Source organism: Cupriavidus sp. YR651, from assembly GCF_900101625.1.
GTDB lineage: Bacteria > Pseudomonadota > Gammaproteobacteria > Burkholderiales > Burkholderiaceae > Cupriavidus.
This window is the reverse complement of record NZ_FMYZ01000002.1, coordinates 539,220-554,707: the sequence shown is the minus strand read 5'-3', so window position 1 is coordinate 554,707 and position 15,488 is coordinate 539,220. Positions and strand designations below refer to the sequence as shown.

Here is a 15,488-nt window from a genome sequence, read left to right as displayed (position 1 = left end):
CGGGGCGATGGGAGACGATGGACGTGATGGCGCCGCCGTGGATGACGCCGGGCCTGGCTGGCCCGGATCAGACCGGGCCGGGCGTGCCGTGGCACGGTCCGGCGGTCGACAAAGGACTAAGGTCGCTGCGTCCCGGTCAGGTAGAGATACAACGCGTTGAGGTCCGTATCGTTCATCCTGGAAAACGACGCGATTGGCATCACGCGGCTGACTTCGGTGCCGTCCGGGCGTTTGCCGGTGCGCATCATGGTGACGAACTGCCCGGGCTGGGCATAGCGCTTCATCACCCCGCCCGGGCGCAGGTCGGACGCGGGCGGCCAGTCCGGCGGCGCGCCGGGAATATTGCCGCCGCGCAGGTCGGCGCCGTGGCAGCCCATGCAGGCGTTGGCCACGTAGGCGCCATAGGATGCGGAGACCGTCGCCGCGATCGGCGCCGATGGCGGCAAGCGGTGGTCGATCTTTTCGGCGGCGTCCTGGATCACGCCGGCACCGTAGAGCCCGCGCAAGAACCAGGGCAGCCGGATCTCGGCGGGCTGCCCCCTGGCCGGCGGCAGGCTGCGGACGTAGGCGACCAGCGCGGCGAAGTCGTCGTTGCTCAGGCGGTTGTATTCCTCGCTCGGCATGATGAGGAGTGGCCGGCCCGATGGCGCCACGCCGTGGCGGATGGCGCGGTCCCAGTCTTCGGGCTGGTACCTGGCGATGGCGGGATTGGCCGACGTCAGGTCGGGCGCCCGCACGCGCAGGCCGTTAGGCTCGTCGAAAACCTGCTTCCCGGCGGCGTTGACGCCATGGCAATCCATGCAGCCGCGCGATTCATACAGATACTTGCCGTGGGCGATGGATGCGGCGTCGTCGCGAAAGGCGACCGGCTGGACCTCGACATCGATCTTGCGCTCGAGCTTGCGGCCGCCCCACCACCACGTGCTGCCGACGGCCACGACCACGACCACGACGAAGGCAATGAGCGCCGAACTGCTGATGCGGAAAAATCGCGCGATATCCATGGGATCCCCTGATATGCCGCCTGCCGCGCGGCACCGGGGGTGATTGCAGCCGGTGGGCCCCCGCGCGGTCTGTGCGCGATAGTACAGACCGGCGGCGCCACGGGAAAGGGCTTCGGAGCCGCGTCAGGCCATGCCGGCCGGCGCGCGGTCGATAAAGCCGGTCATGCCTTGCAGGCGGCCATCGGCCGACACCGTGGCGAAGTCCGTCCCCACCACCAGCGCGGCATCGCCGGCGGGGCCCAGCTCCCACGAAAAGCGCAGGTGCTCGCCGTGGGCGTCCACCGGCGTGACCCGCGTAAAGCGGAAGCCCGGGAAGCGCTCCTGCACCCCGGCGATCATCGCGTCGATGCCCGCATGGCCCTCGCCCCGCATCAGCGGATCCACGTAGACCGCCGTTTCGGTCCAGGTGCGGCCGATCAACGCGCGGCGGCGTGATGCATCGGTCTCGTTCCACGCGGCCAGGTAGCGGTCGGCCAGGTCGGTCAGGGCTGGGTTGGCGGGGGTTGCGGTCATCATGCGCTCCTTTATCAAGGCGGTTGCGAATGCGGGATGACTGCATGATCGGCGCCCGGCGACCGTCGCGCGATTACGCATCAGGTAATCGTCACGATTTGGCGTCACGATTCTGCCTGGCGGGCCTCTACCAAAAATCCCGCCCGAACGCCAGCCCCAACAGGGCCCACCACCACCCCCTATCTCCGCACTCAAACATCCGTTGGCGCGATTACAGTGCGCACTACGCTGGGCAGGGTGCGGCCATCGCACCCGTGCCGGCAGCAGATCTGGCTTGCCCTTTGGCGGCCATCGACATCGAACGACATGACGCCCGAGACGGCCGCGACTTCCCTGACCACCCTGCCGCCGCCCGCCGCAGCCCGCTGGCGCCCGCTGCTGCTGGCGGCCGTGGGATTTTTCGTGCTGGCCTCGGCGGGCATCTGGCTGGCGCGCATGCCGGGCAACGCGGCAGCGCTCTGGCTGGCCAATGCATTCGGCCTTGGCCTGATGCTGAACCGCCCGCGCAGGGAGGGCCCGCCGCTGCTGGCTGCCATGCTGGCCGCCAATATCCTGGCCAACTGGCTGGTACGGGATCAGGTCGGTGTGTCCGTGCTGCTGTCGCTGGCCAACCTGCTGGAGATCGGCAGCACCGCCGTGCTGTTGCGGCTGATGGCAAGCCAGGGCGCACTGGCGCGGTCGGGCGCGCTGGCCACGTTCGCGCTGACGCTCGGCGTGGCGGCCATCGTGGGGCCTGCCCTTGGCGGTCTGGTCGGGGCGGCGGTGCTATCGGCGGCTTATGACACGCGGTTTTCGCGCGTCTGGTGGGCCTGGTGGAATGCGGGCGCCCTCGGCATGGTGATGCTGTTGCCGCTGATGGTGTCGGCCACGCGCGAGCGCATGCGCGCCACGTTCCGGCGCCAGATGATCTTCCGGCTCGCCGGGCTGCTGGCGCTTTGCGTGGCCATCGGCGCGGCGGCCGTCAGGGCGGGACATGACCCGTTCGTGGCCATGTCGCTGCCGCTGGTGGTGGTGGCGCTCGTCAGCAATCCGTTCGCCACGGCGCTGCTGATGCTGGTGTGCATGCTGGCCACCGAATCCCTCGCGCTGCTGGCCGGCGTGCAGTTCATCGCCAGCCGCAGCGTGCCGCTGTCTGGCGCGCTGATCATGGTCTTCCCGATCTGCATCGCGTTCATGACCGAGCAGAACCGCAAAGGCCGCGCCGAACTGCGCAGCAGCGAACGCCGCTTTCGCCAGGCGCTGGAGCACTCGGCTATCGGCATGGCGCTGGTCGGGCTGGACGGACGCTGGCAGCTCGTCAACCGGGCCATGACCGACCTGCTCGGATACACCGCCGAAGAGTTGCGCGACCTGCCGTTCCAGCAGATAACGCACCCGGACGACCTGGCCGCCGACCTGCATCATCTCCAGCTACTGCTGCAGGGGGAGATCGACACCTACCGGATGGAGAAGCGCTACCGGCACAAGGACGGCCACTATCTGTGGGCCCTGCTGGCGGTCTCGCTGGTGCGCGACGAACACACCGGACGTCCCGACCACTTCATCTCGCAGGTGGAGGATATCCACCTGCGCAAGCTGGCCCAGGAACAGATGGAACAGTTCGCGCGCCGCACCCAGCTGGCCGTGGAGGCAGGCGGTGTCGGCATCTGGGAATGGGATTTCACCAACGCCGCCATTACCTGGGATGCCCGCATGCACGCGCTGCACGGCACGCCCCTGGAACTGGGCGCGCCCACGCTGGCGCAGTGGATCGCCATGCTGCATCCGGAAGACGTGAGCCGCGTCAGCACGGAAATGCGCCAGGCCATCCGCGGAATCCAGCGCTTCGACACCGAATACCGCGTGGTCCGCCCGACCGGCGAGGTCCGGCACGTGCGGGCCATGGCGATGGTGTCCCGCCACGAGGAAGGCGGACGAGAGGGCGGCATGACGCGCGCGCTGGTGGGCACCAACTGGGACATCACCGAGCAGCGCCGGCTGACCACGCAGCTATACGAGGAAAAGGAGCGCCTGCACATCACGCTGCGCTCGATCGGCGACGCCGTGATCTGCACCGACCGGATCATGCGCGTCACGTTCATGAATCCGATTGCCGAGCAGCTGACGGGCTGGAGCCTGGACGCCGCGATGGGCCAGCCACTGGAGCAGGTCTTCCGCATCGTCGACGAGATCACGGGCGGCAGCATCCCGAGCCCGGTCGAGCAATGCCTGCAAACACTGCGTCCCGCGTACCTGCAGGAAGGCGCCGTGCTGCAGAGCCTGACGGGCGAGCGCCACGATGTGCAGGACTCCGCGGCACCGGTGCTGACCAACGACGGCAGCGTGCTGGGCGCCGTGCTGGTGTTCCAGGACATCACCACGTCCCGCGCGCTCCAGCGTGAACTGGCCCACTCCGCCACGCACGACGCGCTGACCGGGCTGCCCAACCGGGCCTGGTTCGAAAAGCGCCTGCGCGAAGCCAGCGAGAATGCCCGCCTGCACGGCCACCGCGCCGCGCTGTGCTTCATCGACCTGGACCGCTTCAAGATCGTCAACGACACGGCCGGACACGGCGCCGGCGACGTGCTGCTGCGCGAGCTGGGCTATGTCATCCGCCATCACGTGCGGCCCGACGACCTCCTGGCGCGCCTTGGCGGCGACGAGTTCGCCCTGCTGCTCAAGGACTGCTCCGTCGACCACGCCGAACACGTCTGCCAGAAGGTCATCGACGCGATTCGCGAGCGGCGCTTTCCGTGGGATGGCCGCGTCTATGACGTGGGGGCCAGCATCGGCATCGCCGCCATCGACGACGACGCGCCGCCCGTGGGCGAGCTGATGAGCCGCGCGGACGTGGCCTGCTACGCCGCCAAGGCCGCCGGCCGCAACCGGGTGTCGGTCTACCGTCGCGACGAAAGCGATGCGCGGCGCCACCATCGTGAACTGGAAGTGGCCGCGGGCATCCACTCGGCGCTGGACGGCAACCGCTTCCGGCTCTTCGCCCAGGAAATCCGCGCGCTGCGGCCGGACCAGGAGCACACGTGCCATATCGAGATCCTGGTGCGCATGGTCGACGAGCAAGGCGCGCTCATCATGCCCGGCGCGTTCATCCCGGCCGCCGAGCGCTACGACCTGATGGGCCATATCGACCGCTGGGTGATCCGCACGGTGCTGCATCGCTACGGCGACCGCCTGGCCGCGGTGCCGGGGCTGTCGGTGGCCATCAACCTGTCGGCCAACTCGCTCGGGGAGCCGTTCCTGCTGCCGTTCCTGCACGCGGCGCTACAGGATTCCGTGCTGCCGGCACACCGCATCCGGCTGGAAATCACCGAGACCGCGCTGATCAACAACATGGCCGCGGCCAGCCGGCTGGTGGCGGAAATGCGCAGCGCCGGCTGCACGGTCGCGCTCGACGACTTTGGCGCCGGCCTGTCGTCGTTCGCCTACCTGAAGCAGTTCCCGGTGGACTTCCTGAAGATCGACGGGAGCTTCATTCGTCACCTGGCCGATAACGTGGTGGACCGCGAGATCGTGAGCTCGATCAACGACATCGGCCACCGCCTGGGTGTGCGCACGGTCGCCGAATCGGTCGAGAATGAGCAGACCCTGAATGCATTGCGCGCCATCGGCGTGGACTATGCGCAGGGCTATGTCATCGGCCGCCCGATGCCGCTGGAAGCCTTCCTCGACATCTGCGAAAGCCAGCCGGCCGACGCGCCCGACGCCTGACCCCCACCGCCCGGGTGACCGGGTCGTCACAACACTTAGCCGCCTCACCAAACGCCGTTCGGATTTCCGGACGGCGCTTGCGTTCGTACGTCCGGAAATCCGAACGGCGCGTTTTCGTCACTCGCAAATCCCCTTTGTATTCATCGGCTTACATCTGTATCCGAGGGCGCCGGCGCTGGCACGCCTCGTGCAAACCTAGGCGCCGCCGTCAGGGCAACAGAGGACGCCACGCCTGCCCCCACCCGGCGCGGCTCACGCGAAGTACAAAGGAGGATGTACCCACGATGACAATGAAACGACTTCCCACGCTGATCTTCATCGCGATGCTGCTCGGCGTGCTGGCCGGCACCGCCGCGCACCACCTGGCGCCCGACGCCGCCACCGCGAAATCGATTGCGGATCACCTTTCCATCCTGACCGACGTCTTCCTGCGGATGATCAAGATGATCATCGGGCCGCTGGTCTTTGCCACGCTGGTCTCGGGCATCGCCGGCATGGGCGATGGCCGCGCCGTGGGCCGCATCGGCCTGAAGGCCATGGCGTGGTTCCTGGCCGCGTCGATCACGTCGCTGCTGCTGGGCCTGGTCATGGCCAACCTGCTGGCACCGGGCCACGGCATGAACCTGCCGCTGCCGGCCGCCGACGCCGCGTCCAGCCTGAAGACTGGTGCGCTGAACCTGCGCGACTTCATCGCCCACATGTTCCCCAAGAGCTTCGTGGAAGCGATGGCCACCAACGAGATCCTGCAGATCGTGGTGTTCTCGCTGTTCTTCGGCTTTGCGCTGGGCACCGTCAAGGACGGCGTGGGCAAGCCCGTGCTGCAAGGCATCGATGGCCTGGGCCACGTGATGCTGAAGGTGACCAACTACGTGATGGCCTTCGCGCCGGTCGGCGTGTTCGGCGCCATCTCCGCCGTCATCACCGCGCAGGGCCTGGGCGTGCTGACCGTCTACGCCAAGCTGCTGGGCAGCCTGTACCTGGCGCTGGCACTGCTGTGGGTGGCGCTGATCGCCGGCGGCTACTTCTTCCTGGGCCGCGACATCTTCCGCCTGATCCGCCAGTTGCGCGCGCCGCTGATGATCGGCTTTGCCACGGCCAGCAGCGAATCGGCGTACCCGAAGGTCATCGAGCAACTGACCCGCTTCGGCGTGAAGCCGCGTATCACCGGCTTTGTGCTGCCGCTGGGCTACTCGTTCAACCTGGACGGCTCGATCATGTACACCTCGTTCGCCGCGCTGTTCGTGGCGCAGGTGTACGGCATCCAGCTGTCGCTGACGCAGCAGATCACCATGCTGCTGGTGCTGCTGGTCACCAGCAAGGGCATCGCCGGCGTGCCGCGCGCCTCGCTGGTGGTGGTGGCGGCCGTGCTGCCGATGTTCGGGCTGCCGGAAGCCGGCATCCTGCTGGTGCTGGGCATCGACCATATCCTCGATATGGGCCGCACCGTGACCAATGTGCTTGGCAATGCCATTGCCACGACCGTCGTCGCCAAAAGCGAAGGCGCGATCGGCGCGCCGGAACTATCCGATGAGGACGACACCTCCCCGGACAGCAACACCGGCCTGACACCCGTTCAGGTCCTGGCCAGCAAGTAAGCTGCCGCCAGGCGTGCCAGGGCCCGGTTGCCGATCAGGCAGCCGGGCCTTTTTGCGTTTGGAGGTGGTTTCAAAATGAAGCGAAGCGGACCTGGCTGGCAGCCTCCTGGGATGGTCGCGGCGCGGGGTGTGGTACAAAGTCAGCCTTGCCGGTGGCGCCGGCACACCCTTGCCCCGGCGATCCCGGCGGCGGCAAGAAAACGCCCCGCGCGCCACACGGCGGCATTGCCACCGGCTTCACCGAATCCCTCATGAACGGCCCCCTGCCTTCCCCTGCCGACGCCCGCGCCCAAGACGACGCGGCTCCTGCCACGATGTGGCGTCGCGCCGGCCCGCTCCTCGCCCTGCTGGCGCTCGCCGCGCTGGTGGGCCTGGCGGGCTGGCTCGGCTACCGGTACACCTATGACACTGCCCTGGCGCGCCAGGCCGAGCGTGGCCAGGTGCAGTTGCGGCTGTACGCGCAGGCGCTGGAGTCGGAGCTGGCGCGCTATGACTACGTGCCGAGCCTGCTGTCGCTGGATATGCGCATCGAGGCCCTGCTGCGCCAGCCGGGCAATCCCGATCGCGTGGCGCAGGCCAACGCCTACCTGGCGGCGCTCAACGGCCGGGCCGGCACGCGGGTGATCTATGTGCTCGACGCCCGCGGCAAGGTGCTGGCCACCAGCAACTTCCAGCGCCCGGACAGCTACCTGGGCGAAGACCTGAGCTTTCGCCCCTATTTCCACACCGCCATCGAAGGCCAGCTCGGCCGCTTCTACGGCGTGGGCACCACACGCAGCGAATCGGGCTATTACCTTTCCGCCCCGCTTGGGGACCGCGACAAGCCCATCGGCGTGGCGGTGGTCAAGATCGGACTGGAGCCGCTGGAGAACCGCTGGCAGGGCGCGGACAGCCAGATGCTGCTGGCCGACGAGAACGGCGTGGTGATCCTGGCGTCCGATCCGTCCTGGAAGCTGGCGGCGTTGCGTCCGCTGACGCCGGAACTGCGCGAGAAGCTTGACCGCAACCTTCACTACAACCGCGCGCCGTTGCCGCTGCTGGCCCTGTCCACGGTGCGCGCGCTGGGCGGCGGGCCTGGTCCGGGTGGCGACGCACTGGTGCGGTTGCGCCAGGGCCCGCCGATGCTGGCCCAGCATGCCGCGCTCCCCGGCACCGACTGGGATCTCACGCTGCTGACCAACACGTCGCAGGCGCGCGTGGCGGCGCTCAACAGCGCCGCGCTGGCCGGCGTGGTGGCAGCCTTCGTGCTGCTGCTGGCGGCCGCGTGGAACGTGCGCCGGCGCATCGTCAGCGAACGGCTGGCGGCGCGCGCAGCGCTGGAAGCCGCCAACAGCGAGCTCGAACGCAAGGTCGCGGAACGGACCGCCGACCTGTCGGCCGCCAACCAGCAGTTGCACGCGGAGGTGGCCGAGCGCGCCCGCACCGAGACGTTCCTGCGCCAGGCCCAGGACGGGCTGATGCAGGCGGGCAAGCTGGCCGCCGTGGGGCAGATGTCGACCGGCATCGCGCACGAACTGAACCAGCCGCTGGCCGCGCTGCGCACGCTGTCCGGCAACACCGGCAAGTTCCTGGAGCGCGGCGACTATGCCACCGCGCAGGACAACCTCGGCAAGATCATCGGCCTGGTGGAGCGCATGGGCCGCATCACCGGTGCGCTAAAGTCCTTCGCGCGCAATCCGGCAGTGGGCCAGCGCGCCTCGGCGAACCTCGGCGACGCCGTGGACAACGCGCTGTTTCTGCTGGAGACGCGTGTCGCGGCCGTGGCGCCGACAATCGAGCGCGATATCGATGCACACCTGGCCGTGGCCTGCGACCCCAACCGGCTGGAGCAGGTGCTGGTCAACCTGATGAGCAATGCCCTGGACGCGCTGGCAGGACGCCCCGCGCCGCGCCTGTGGGTGCACGCCTACGAGAGCGGCGGCCTCGCCCACCTGACCGTGCGGGACAACGGGCCCGGTTTGTCGGAGTCTGCGTTCGCGCGGCTGTTCGAGCCGTTCTTCACCACCAAGCCGGCGGGCGAGGGACTGGGACTCGGCCTGACGCTGTCCGCCGGCATCCTCCATGAAAACGGCGGCACGCTGACCGCCATCAATCATCCCGACGGTGGCGCCTGCTTCACGCTGGCCCTGCCGCTGGCCCGCCAGGAGGCACGGCATGTCGGCTGAACTGACGGTGCTGATCGTCGAGGACGATCCCGATGTGCGGCTCGGCTGCGAGCAGGCATTACGGCTGGAAGGCATCGCCGCGCGCGCGGTGGGCAGCGCCGAGGCCGCACTGCGCGAGGTGGAAGCCGGCTATCCCGGCATCGTCGTCAGCGACATCCATCTGCCCGGCGCCGACGGCATGGCATTGCTGCGCGAGCTGGTCGGGCGCGACGCGGCCCTGCCGGTCATCATGATCACCGGCCATGGCGATGTGACGCTGGCCGTGCAGGCCATGAAACAAGGCGCGTACGACTTCCTGGAGAAGCCGTTTTCCCCGGAGCGGCTGGTGGCCACGTGCCGGCGCGCGCTGGAGAAGCGCCGGCTGGCGCTGGAGGTGGCGGACTTGCGCGCGCGGCTGGCGGGACGCGAGACGCTGGCGGCCCGGCTGATCGGCCATTCGCCGGCCATCGACCGGTTGCGGCAGATGATCGCCGACCTCGCCGACACGGCGGCCAACGTACTGATCCACGGCGAGACCGGCACCGGCAAGGAACTGGTGGCGCGCTGCCTGCATGAGGCCAGCGGCCGGCGTGCGCGGCATTTCGTGCCGATCAATTGCGGCGGGCTGCCGGAGCAACTGTTCGAATCCGAGATCTTCGGCCACGAGGCCGGATCGTTCACGGGCGCGGCCAAGCGCCGCATCGGCAAGATCGAGCACGCGGAAGGCGGCACGCTGTTTCTCGACGAGATCGAGAGCATGCCGATGCCGATGCAGATCAAGCTGCTGCGCGTATTGCAGGAACGGGTGGTGGAGCGCCTTGGCTCCAACCAGCCTGTGCCGGTCAACGCGCGCGTGGTGGCGGCCACCAAGGCAGATCTGCGTGCACTTGCCGATGCCAGCCAGTTCCGCGCGGACCTTTACTACCGGCTGAATGTGGTGACGCTGGAACTGCCGCCGCTGCGCGAGAGGCGCGAGGATGTGCCGCTCTTGTTCGAGCATTTCGTTGCCCAGGCGGCACTGCGCTTCGAGCGCGAGGCCTTGCCCGCCACGCCGGCGGAACTGGCGACGCTGGTGGCCTACCCGTGGCCCGGCAATGTGCGCGAGTTGCGCAACCTCGCCGAGCGCCACGTGCTGGGCCTGGGCTGCGATCCGGGCCAGGGCAGCACCGCACCCGCCGCCCTGCCGCTGCCCCAGGCCGTGGAGCAGTTCGAGCGCGCGCTGATCGCCGATGCGCTGCGGCGGCACGACGGCAGCCTGACGCGCGCGGGCGAAGCGCTGGGCGTCGCCAAGACCACGCTGTTCGACAAGGTACGCAAGTACGGACTGTCATGACGATGATGGCCGGCGGGCGTCGCCGAGAGGCCAAATGCCTGCTGGATGGGGAGCTGGGGGAACTGGTGACGCACCGCCACTGTCTCTGAAACAACTCAATCTGCAATGTTCAGGCATGACGTTCATCGTGACACTGTCCACGCAACCTGCCTGATGTACGTTAAACAACAAAAGTGTGACTCGAATCATTGCTTTCCCTGTAGCGACGATTCGTCCTGACACCTTACTATTGGCATTCGGACTGCCGGGCGAGGTTGGCGCGGCAGAGACCAGGCGGCACAGACCGCCGGCACCGATGGCGTGCACGGGGCCCGACTCCGCGCCACGCCCACAATGAAATGCAAAGCAACAAAGACCGGCCGGGGAGCAGGTCGCAAGCAGCAGGGTCAGTAAAAATCCGGCAGCCCGGATCAACCGGCGTGGCGCGTCCGAGGGCGTCACGGGGCGTGCGCGTCGCGCCATGCTGCTGAACGACACTACGGGTGAATGGATGAAACTGGATCCGGAACTGGCTGACAAGCCCTACTACAGCACACGCACTGCGGCAAAACTTCTCAATGTATCGCTCGGCACCGTCCAGAAAATGGTCGAACGCGGGGAATTGGGCGCGTGGAAAACCAACGGTGGCCATCGGCGCATCCACAAGGAAACCGTCCATCGCCTGCTGGCAAGCCGTTCGACGCCCGATACGGCCATCGAGCATGACCTGGACCTGGTGGTGTTCCACCCCAATCACCAGGAAGCGCAACGCATCAGCACCCAGCTCGGCAAGTGGTCGCTCCCGCTGAAGACCCAGGTGCTCGAGGATGTGGTCGACACCGTCATCATGTCCATCGATGCCAGGCCGCGCGTGGTGCTCTACTACGTGGAAGAGCTCAACGATGCGGAATCCGCCACGATCGAGAAGCTGCAGAATTTCTTCGCACGACAGCGCGTGATCTTTGCGGTCATCACGAATCGGCAGGCCTATGACGGCGTGGCCGACGCGCTGCAGCAATGGGGCATCATGGTCTTCCTGAAGACGCCGTCGCTGGAAGAGATCAAGGGCTTCCTGCGCGCGCAGCTGATGATGGGGCGCGCGGGCGTCTGAGCCCTGCCGGCACGGCGTCGTGCCAACCCCTCGCGGCCCGGACATTGCGTCCGGGCCGTTCTTCATAGTGGCTTCGGTTCTTAAGTATGTGCCCCGTTCACTACGCCCCTTATGCTTCGAGCACTGCTGCGGTCTGGACGGACGCCGCAGGTACGTCGGGCGTCATCATCCAGCCATAGAGATCGCGCGGATCGGGCGGCATTGCCACCAGCTCGATGTGCCGGCCCGCGTGGCGCGCATGCGCGGCGGCATGAAGCCAGCGCAGGGCCGAATAATCTTCCAGTGCAAACCCCACCGAATCGAAGATCGTCACCTCATTCGCGTCGACGCGGCCCGGTGCGGCACCCGACAGGACTTCCCACAACTCGCTGACCGGTGCATCCGGCAACTGCTGGATCTCACCCTCGATACGCGATTGCGGCGCGTATTCCACAACGATGCGCGCGCCGCGCAGGATATCGACATGCAGCTCCGTCTTGCCCGGGCAGTCGCCGCCCACGGCGTTCAGGTGCATGCCGGGGGCGATCATCTCCGGCGTGAGAATCGTGGCGCGCGTCTTGTCGGCCGTGACCGTGGTGACGATCTGCGCGCCCGCCAGCGCCTGCTGCACTGACGTAGTCGGCATGATCGTCAGCCCCGGCACGCTGGCCAGGTTACGCACCAGCCGCGCGGTGGCCTCCGGGTCGATGTCGTAGGCGCGGATCTCGCGCACGCCAAGCAAGGCATGGAAGGCCAGGGACTGGAACTCGGCCTGCGCGCCGTTGCCGATCAGCGCCATGGTCCGTGCGCCTTGCGCCCCCGCTTGTGTCATCGCACGGGCCGCCAGCGCGGATGTGGCCGCCGTGCGTAGTGCCGTGGCCAGCGTCAGATCGGCCAGCAGCAGCGGAAAGCCGGTGCGCACCTCGGCCAGAACGCCGCACGCCATCACCGTCGGCAACGCATGCAGCGCGTTGCGAGGATGGCCGTTGACATACTTGAACGCGTATTGCACCCCGTCGGTGACCGGCATCAGCTCGATCACCCCCACCGGGGAATGGCTGGCCAGCCGGGCGGATTTTTCAAACGCGTTCCAGCGCAGGAAGTCCTGACGCACGTAGTCGGCCATCTGCATGATCGCGTGCTGCACGCCGATGCCACGCACGAGCGCGGCCACATCGTTCGCATCGAGAAACCGGGTCATTGCCGTTTCTTTCATGATCGGCTCCTTGTTTCATGCGGCCACGGCGCGCCGGGCGGCCATGCTGGAGCGGTCGAGGCGCAGCGTCATGCAATACGCGCCACCGCCGGACAGCATGAACGGCGACAGGTCGACCTCGTGCAGCCGATAGCCGCGCTGGCCCAGCTCGGCGCGCAGATGCGGCGTGGTGGATGTCATGACGACGTGGTCGTCGAGATTGACGGCGTTGACGCTGAAGTGGCGCAGATCGTCCACGCTCGCTTCGATGCGCAAGCCGGCCGGCACGCGGGCGCGGATCACTTGCAGCGATGCCTCGGAGAAAGCCGGCGGGTAGTAGAGCACCTCGCCGCCCGCCAGCGGGCAGAAGCAGACATCGAGGTGATAGCTTTGCGCGGTGGCCAGCTCGAGTGCCACGACTTCCTGCCCAAAGTGGCTCGACATGGCGTCGGCCGCCTCGCGCGACGAGCGCGGCCCGAAGCCGGCCCAGAAATGGCCGCGCTGCACATCCCAGATGCAGTCGCCCGCACCTTCCTGGAAGCAGCCCTCGGGCAGCGTGACCACGCTGTCGATCAGGCCGCGTGCGCGAAGACCTTCGAAGATCGCTTCGAACGGGGCTTCCTCGCCCCGGCGTTGCGGATAGCGGAAGCGCGCCAGCACGGCCTTGCCATCGAGCACCACCGCGGCGTTGGCCGGGAAGACCATGTCGGGCTGGCCCGGCGCACCGTCGGCGACTTCCACCGCAAAGCCAGAAGCGTCGAGCGCATCGCGCAAGGCCTGGAATGACGTCATGGCATGGCGATGCATGCCGCGCGGATCGCGCGCCCAGGCATCGGGATCCATCCACGGATTGATGCTGTAGGAAACGTCGTAGAAGGTCGGTGCGACCAGCAGGATGGTGGGGCGATCAGTCAAGGTGGCTCTCCTCGTTGTTGGGGTGTCCGTGACTGAATTCTGGTCAAGACCCACGTCAACGAAAAGCCAGCAAACTGGACAAATCGCTACGTCAGCATGCCAATTTGCCGGTAGCCACTGGCAATCTGCCAGCGGCCGCCGGAAACGCCCTTTTCAGGTCGCGACCGCGGCGCCACGCAGGCGTTCGCGACGGGTTTCCTCGTGCAGCACGTGTCCGCTCGGACCCAGCAGGTCGCGTAGCGAGACGATGCCAACCAGGCGCATGGTTGTCAGGCTGTCCACCACCGGCAGGCGCGCCACGCTGAGCTCCGCCATGCTGCCGGCGGCCGAGCGGCCCGTCTGCGAGGGCAACAGGATCGCGGGTGCGGTCCACGCCGCCACCAGATCGCGACAGCGCAGGCCGACGTGATCGTCGCCGGAGGCCACCGTGGCCGCGACGGCTGCGCGATGCAGCATGCCGACCACGCGTCCTGCGCTGACCACCGGGTAGGCGCGATGCGCGGCATGGTCGCCAAAGTAGCGCGGAATCGCCTCGCTCACGGGAAGGTCGCCGTCGATCGCGACCACGTCGCGCGTCATCAGCTCGGCCACGTGGGCACGCTCGAGCGGGTCCACGCCGTATTCGCGATAGATATGCAGGCCACGGCGCGCAATCTTCTCCGTCATGATCGATCGCTTCATCGTCAGCACCGAGAAGCCATAGGCCACGGCCGTGGTCAGCAACAGCGGCAGGAGCGCCTCGCTGTCATGCGTGAGCCCGAACGCGAACACGATGGCGGTCAGCGGCGCGCCCAGCACGCTGCCCAGCACGCCGGCCATGCAGACCAGCGCCCATAGCGTGGGCGATCCCCCCGGCAGCATCGGCGCCAGCACCACGCCCAGACCGGCGCCGAGCATCAGCAACGGCGCGAGCACACCGCCGGAGGTGCCCGAGCCCAGCGCGGCAATCCAGATCACGGCCTTGACCGTCAGCAGCATCACGGCCAGCCCGATCGCCATCCGGTTGTTCAGCAGGTCGCCGATGACGTCGTACCCGACGCCCAGCGCACGCGGCTCGAAGTATCCGCCGATGCCGACCACCAGCCCGCCGATGGCCGGCCACCACATCCAGTGCAGCGGCAGCTTGCTGAAGGCGTCTTCCGTCCGATACAGCGCGAGGGTCATCGCGGCGCCGAGAATGCCGCACAGCAGGCCAGCCAGCACGCACGAGCCCAGCGCCACGGTGCTGGCCGGCGCGGTCTGCAAGGGAAAGAGCGGGCCGGCTTCGAACACGAACGGACGCAGGAATCCAGCCACCGCGCAGGCCAGCGCCACCGGCAGCAGGCTGCGCGGGCGCAGTTCGAACAGCAGCAGCTCGATGGCCAGCAGTACCGCCGCCACCGGCGTGCCGAAGATCGCCGTCATGCCGGCACAAGCGCCGGCCACCAGCAGCGTCTTGCGCTCCGCGGCGGTCAGATGCAGGTATTGCGCCAGCAGCGAGGCGATCGACCCGCCCGTCATGATGATCGGCCCCTCGGCGCCAAACGGGCCGCCGCTGCCGATCACAATGCCCGATGACAACGGCTTGAGCACCGCCACTTTCGGCGACATCTTGCTCTTGCCAAACAGCACGGCCTCGATGGCTTCCGGGATGCCGTGGCCGCGAATCTTGTCGCTGCCATACCTGGCCATCAGGCCGACGATCAGCCCGCCCACCGCTGGCACCACGATGACCCAGGCGCCGAGCGCATGATGCGCCGGCGAGCGGTCGGCAAACGACAACGTCTGGAAGAAGAACAGGTTGGTGAAGAAGCGGATCAGGTTGACCAGGACGAAGGCGGCGGCCGTGCTGATCGCGCCGATGCCCAGGGCGATGGTCGCCAGCATCAGCAGCCGGCGATTGACGGCGTAGTCGCGCTTCTCGACGTGAGTGGAATCGGTATGCATGGGGCCTCCTCCGCAGCCGGGGATATGGGAACGGAGGCGTGGGGGCGGCTTACCGTTCAGTGTGCGGCGCAATATATCACGCCATGATA

At 67.8% G+C, this 15,488-nt stretch carries 10 protein-coding genes; 5 read left to right on the top strand and 5 right to left on the bottom strand.

All coding sequences use genetic code 11. The features are described 5' to 3' along the window. Positions 1 to 116: 116 nt before the first annotated feature. Positions 117 to 1,004, bottom strand: a complete 888-nt coding sequence (locus tag BLR29_RS08700; protein ID WP_092136248.1) for a c-type cytochrome — start codon at positions 1,002 to 1,004, stop codon at positions 117 to 119. Between the two features lie 123 nt (positions 1,005 to 1,127). Next, positions 1,128 to 1,520, bottom strand: a complete 393-nt coding sequence (locus tag BLR29_RS08695; protein ID WP_369804570.1) for a nuclear transport factor 2 family protein — start codon at positions 1,518 to 1,520, stop codon at positions 1,128 to 1,130. 303 nt (positions 1,521 to 1,823) lie between these two features. Here BLR29_RS08695 and BLR29_RS08690 point away from each other — a divergent pair, with 303 nt between their 5' ends. The 5 genes from BLR29_RS08690 to BLR29_RS08670 all read left to right on the top strand — a co-directional run bounded on the left by BLR29_RS08690 (position 1,824) and on the right by BLR29_RS08670 (position 11,384). Beyond that, positions 1,824 to 5,222, top strand: coding sequence for a diguanylate cyclase (locus BLR29_RS08690; protein ID WP_092136244.1), 3,399 nt, complete (start codon positions 1,824 to 1,826; stop codon positions 5,220 to 5,222). Positions 5,223 to 5,506: 284 nt separating this feature from the next. Continuing rightward, complete coding sequence (locus BLR29_RS08685) at positions 5,507 to 6,817, top strand: dicarboxylate/amino acid:cation symporter (protein WP_092136242.1); 1,311 nt, start codon at positions 5,507 to 5,509, stop codon at positions 6,815 to 6,817. Between the two features lie 251 nt (positions 6,818 to 7,068). Then, positions 7,069 to 8,982, top strand: a complete 1,914-nt coding sequence (locus tag BLR29_RS08680) for a sensor histidine kinase (RefSeq protein ID WP_092136702.1) — start codon at positions 7,069 to 7,071, stop codon at positions 8,980 to 8,982. Beyond that, a complete protein-coding gene (locus BLR29_RS08675; protein ID WP_092136240.1) occupies positions 8,972 to 10,294 on the top strand; it encodes a sigma-54-dependent transcriptional regulator in 1,323 nt (440 codons plus the stop codon). Before BLR29_RS08680 ends, BLR29_RS08675 begins: the two co-directional genes overlap by 11 nt. A 490-nt stretch (positions 10,295 to 10,784) precedes the next feature. Beyond that, positions 10,785 to 11,384 (top strand): helix-turn-helix domain-containing protein, encoded by a 600-nt coding sequence (locus BLR29_RS08670; protein WP_092136700.1) that lies wholly within the window; start codon positions 10,785 to 10,787, stop codon positions 11,382 to 11,384. Positions 11,385 to 11,493: 109 nt separating this feature from the next. Here BLR29_RS08670 and BLR29_RS08665 read toward each other — a convergent pair whose 3' ends face one another. From BLR29_RS08665 to BLR29_RS08655, 3 genes are all read right to left on the bottom strand, one after another. Further along, positions 11,494 to 12,579 carry an ornithine cyclodeaminase gene (locus BLR29_RS08665; RefSeq protein WP_092136238.1) on the bottom strand — a complete coding sequence of 362 codons (1,086 nt, stop codon included), beginning with the start codon at positions 12,577 to 12,579 and terminating at the stop codon, positions 11,494 to 11,496. 15 nt (positions 12,580 to 12,594) lie between these two features. Continuing rightward, positions 12,595 to 13,473, bottom strand: a complete 879-nt coding sequence (locus BLR29_RS08660) for a dimethylarginine dimethylaminohydrolase family protein (RefSeq protein ID WP_092136236.1) — start codon at positions 13,471 to 13,473, stop codon at positions 12,595 to 12,597. A gap of 153 nt (positions 13,474 to 13,626) precedes the next feature. Next, the gene (locus tag BLR29_RS08655) at positions 13,627 to 15,399 is read right to left on the bottom strand and encodes a chloride channel protein (protein ID WP_092136234.1); all 1,773 of its coding nucleotides are present in this window, start codon (positions 15,397 to 15,399) and stop codon (positions 13,627 to 13,629) included. Positions 15,400 to 15,488 lie beyond the last annotated feature (89 nt).

Excerpts from the sequence above, each read along its gene's own strand:
- BLR29_RS08700 (WP_092136248.1), bottom strand. The coding sequence starts at position 1,004 with ATGGATATCGCGCGATTTTTCCGCATCAGCAGTTCGGCGCTCATTGCC.
- BLR29_RS08695 (WP_369804570.1), bottom strand. The coding sequence starts at position 1,520 with ATGATGACCGCAACCCCCGCCAACCCAGCCCTGACCGACCTGGCCGAC.
- BLR29_RS08690 (WP_092136244.1), top strand. The coding sequence starts at position 1,824 with ATGACGCCCGAGACGGCCGCGACTTCCCTGACCACCCTGCCGCCGCCC.
- BLR29_RS08685 (WP_092136242.1), top strand. The coding sequence starts at position 5,507 with ATGACAATGAAACGACTTCCCACGCTGATCTTCATCGCGATGCTGCTC.
- BLR29_RS08680 (WP_092136702.1), top strand. The coding sequence starts at position 7,069 with ATGAACGGCCCCCTGCCTTCCCCTGCCGACGCCCGCGCCCAAGACGAC.
- BLR29_RS08675 (WP_092136240.1), top strand. The coding sequence starts at position 8,972 with ATGTCGGCTGAACTGACGGTGCTGATCGTCGAGGACGATCCCGATGTG.
- BLR29_RS08670 (WP_092136700.1), top strand. The coding sequence starts at position 10,785 with ATGAAACTGGATCCGGAACTGGCTGACAAGCCCTACTACAGCACACGC.
- BLR29_RS08665 (WP_092136238.1), bottom strand. The coding sequence starts at position 12,579 with ATGAAAGAAACGGCAATGACCCGGTTTCTCGATGCGAACGATGTGGCC.
- BLR29_RS08655 (WP_092136234.1), bottom strand. The coding sequence starts at position 15,399 with ATGCATACCGATTCCACTCACGTCGAGAAGCGCGACTACGCCGTCAAT.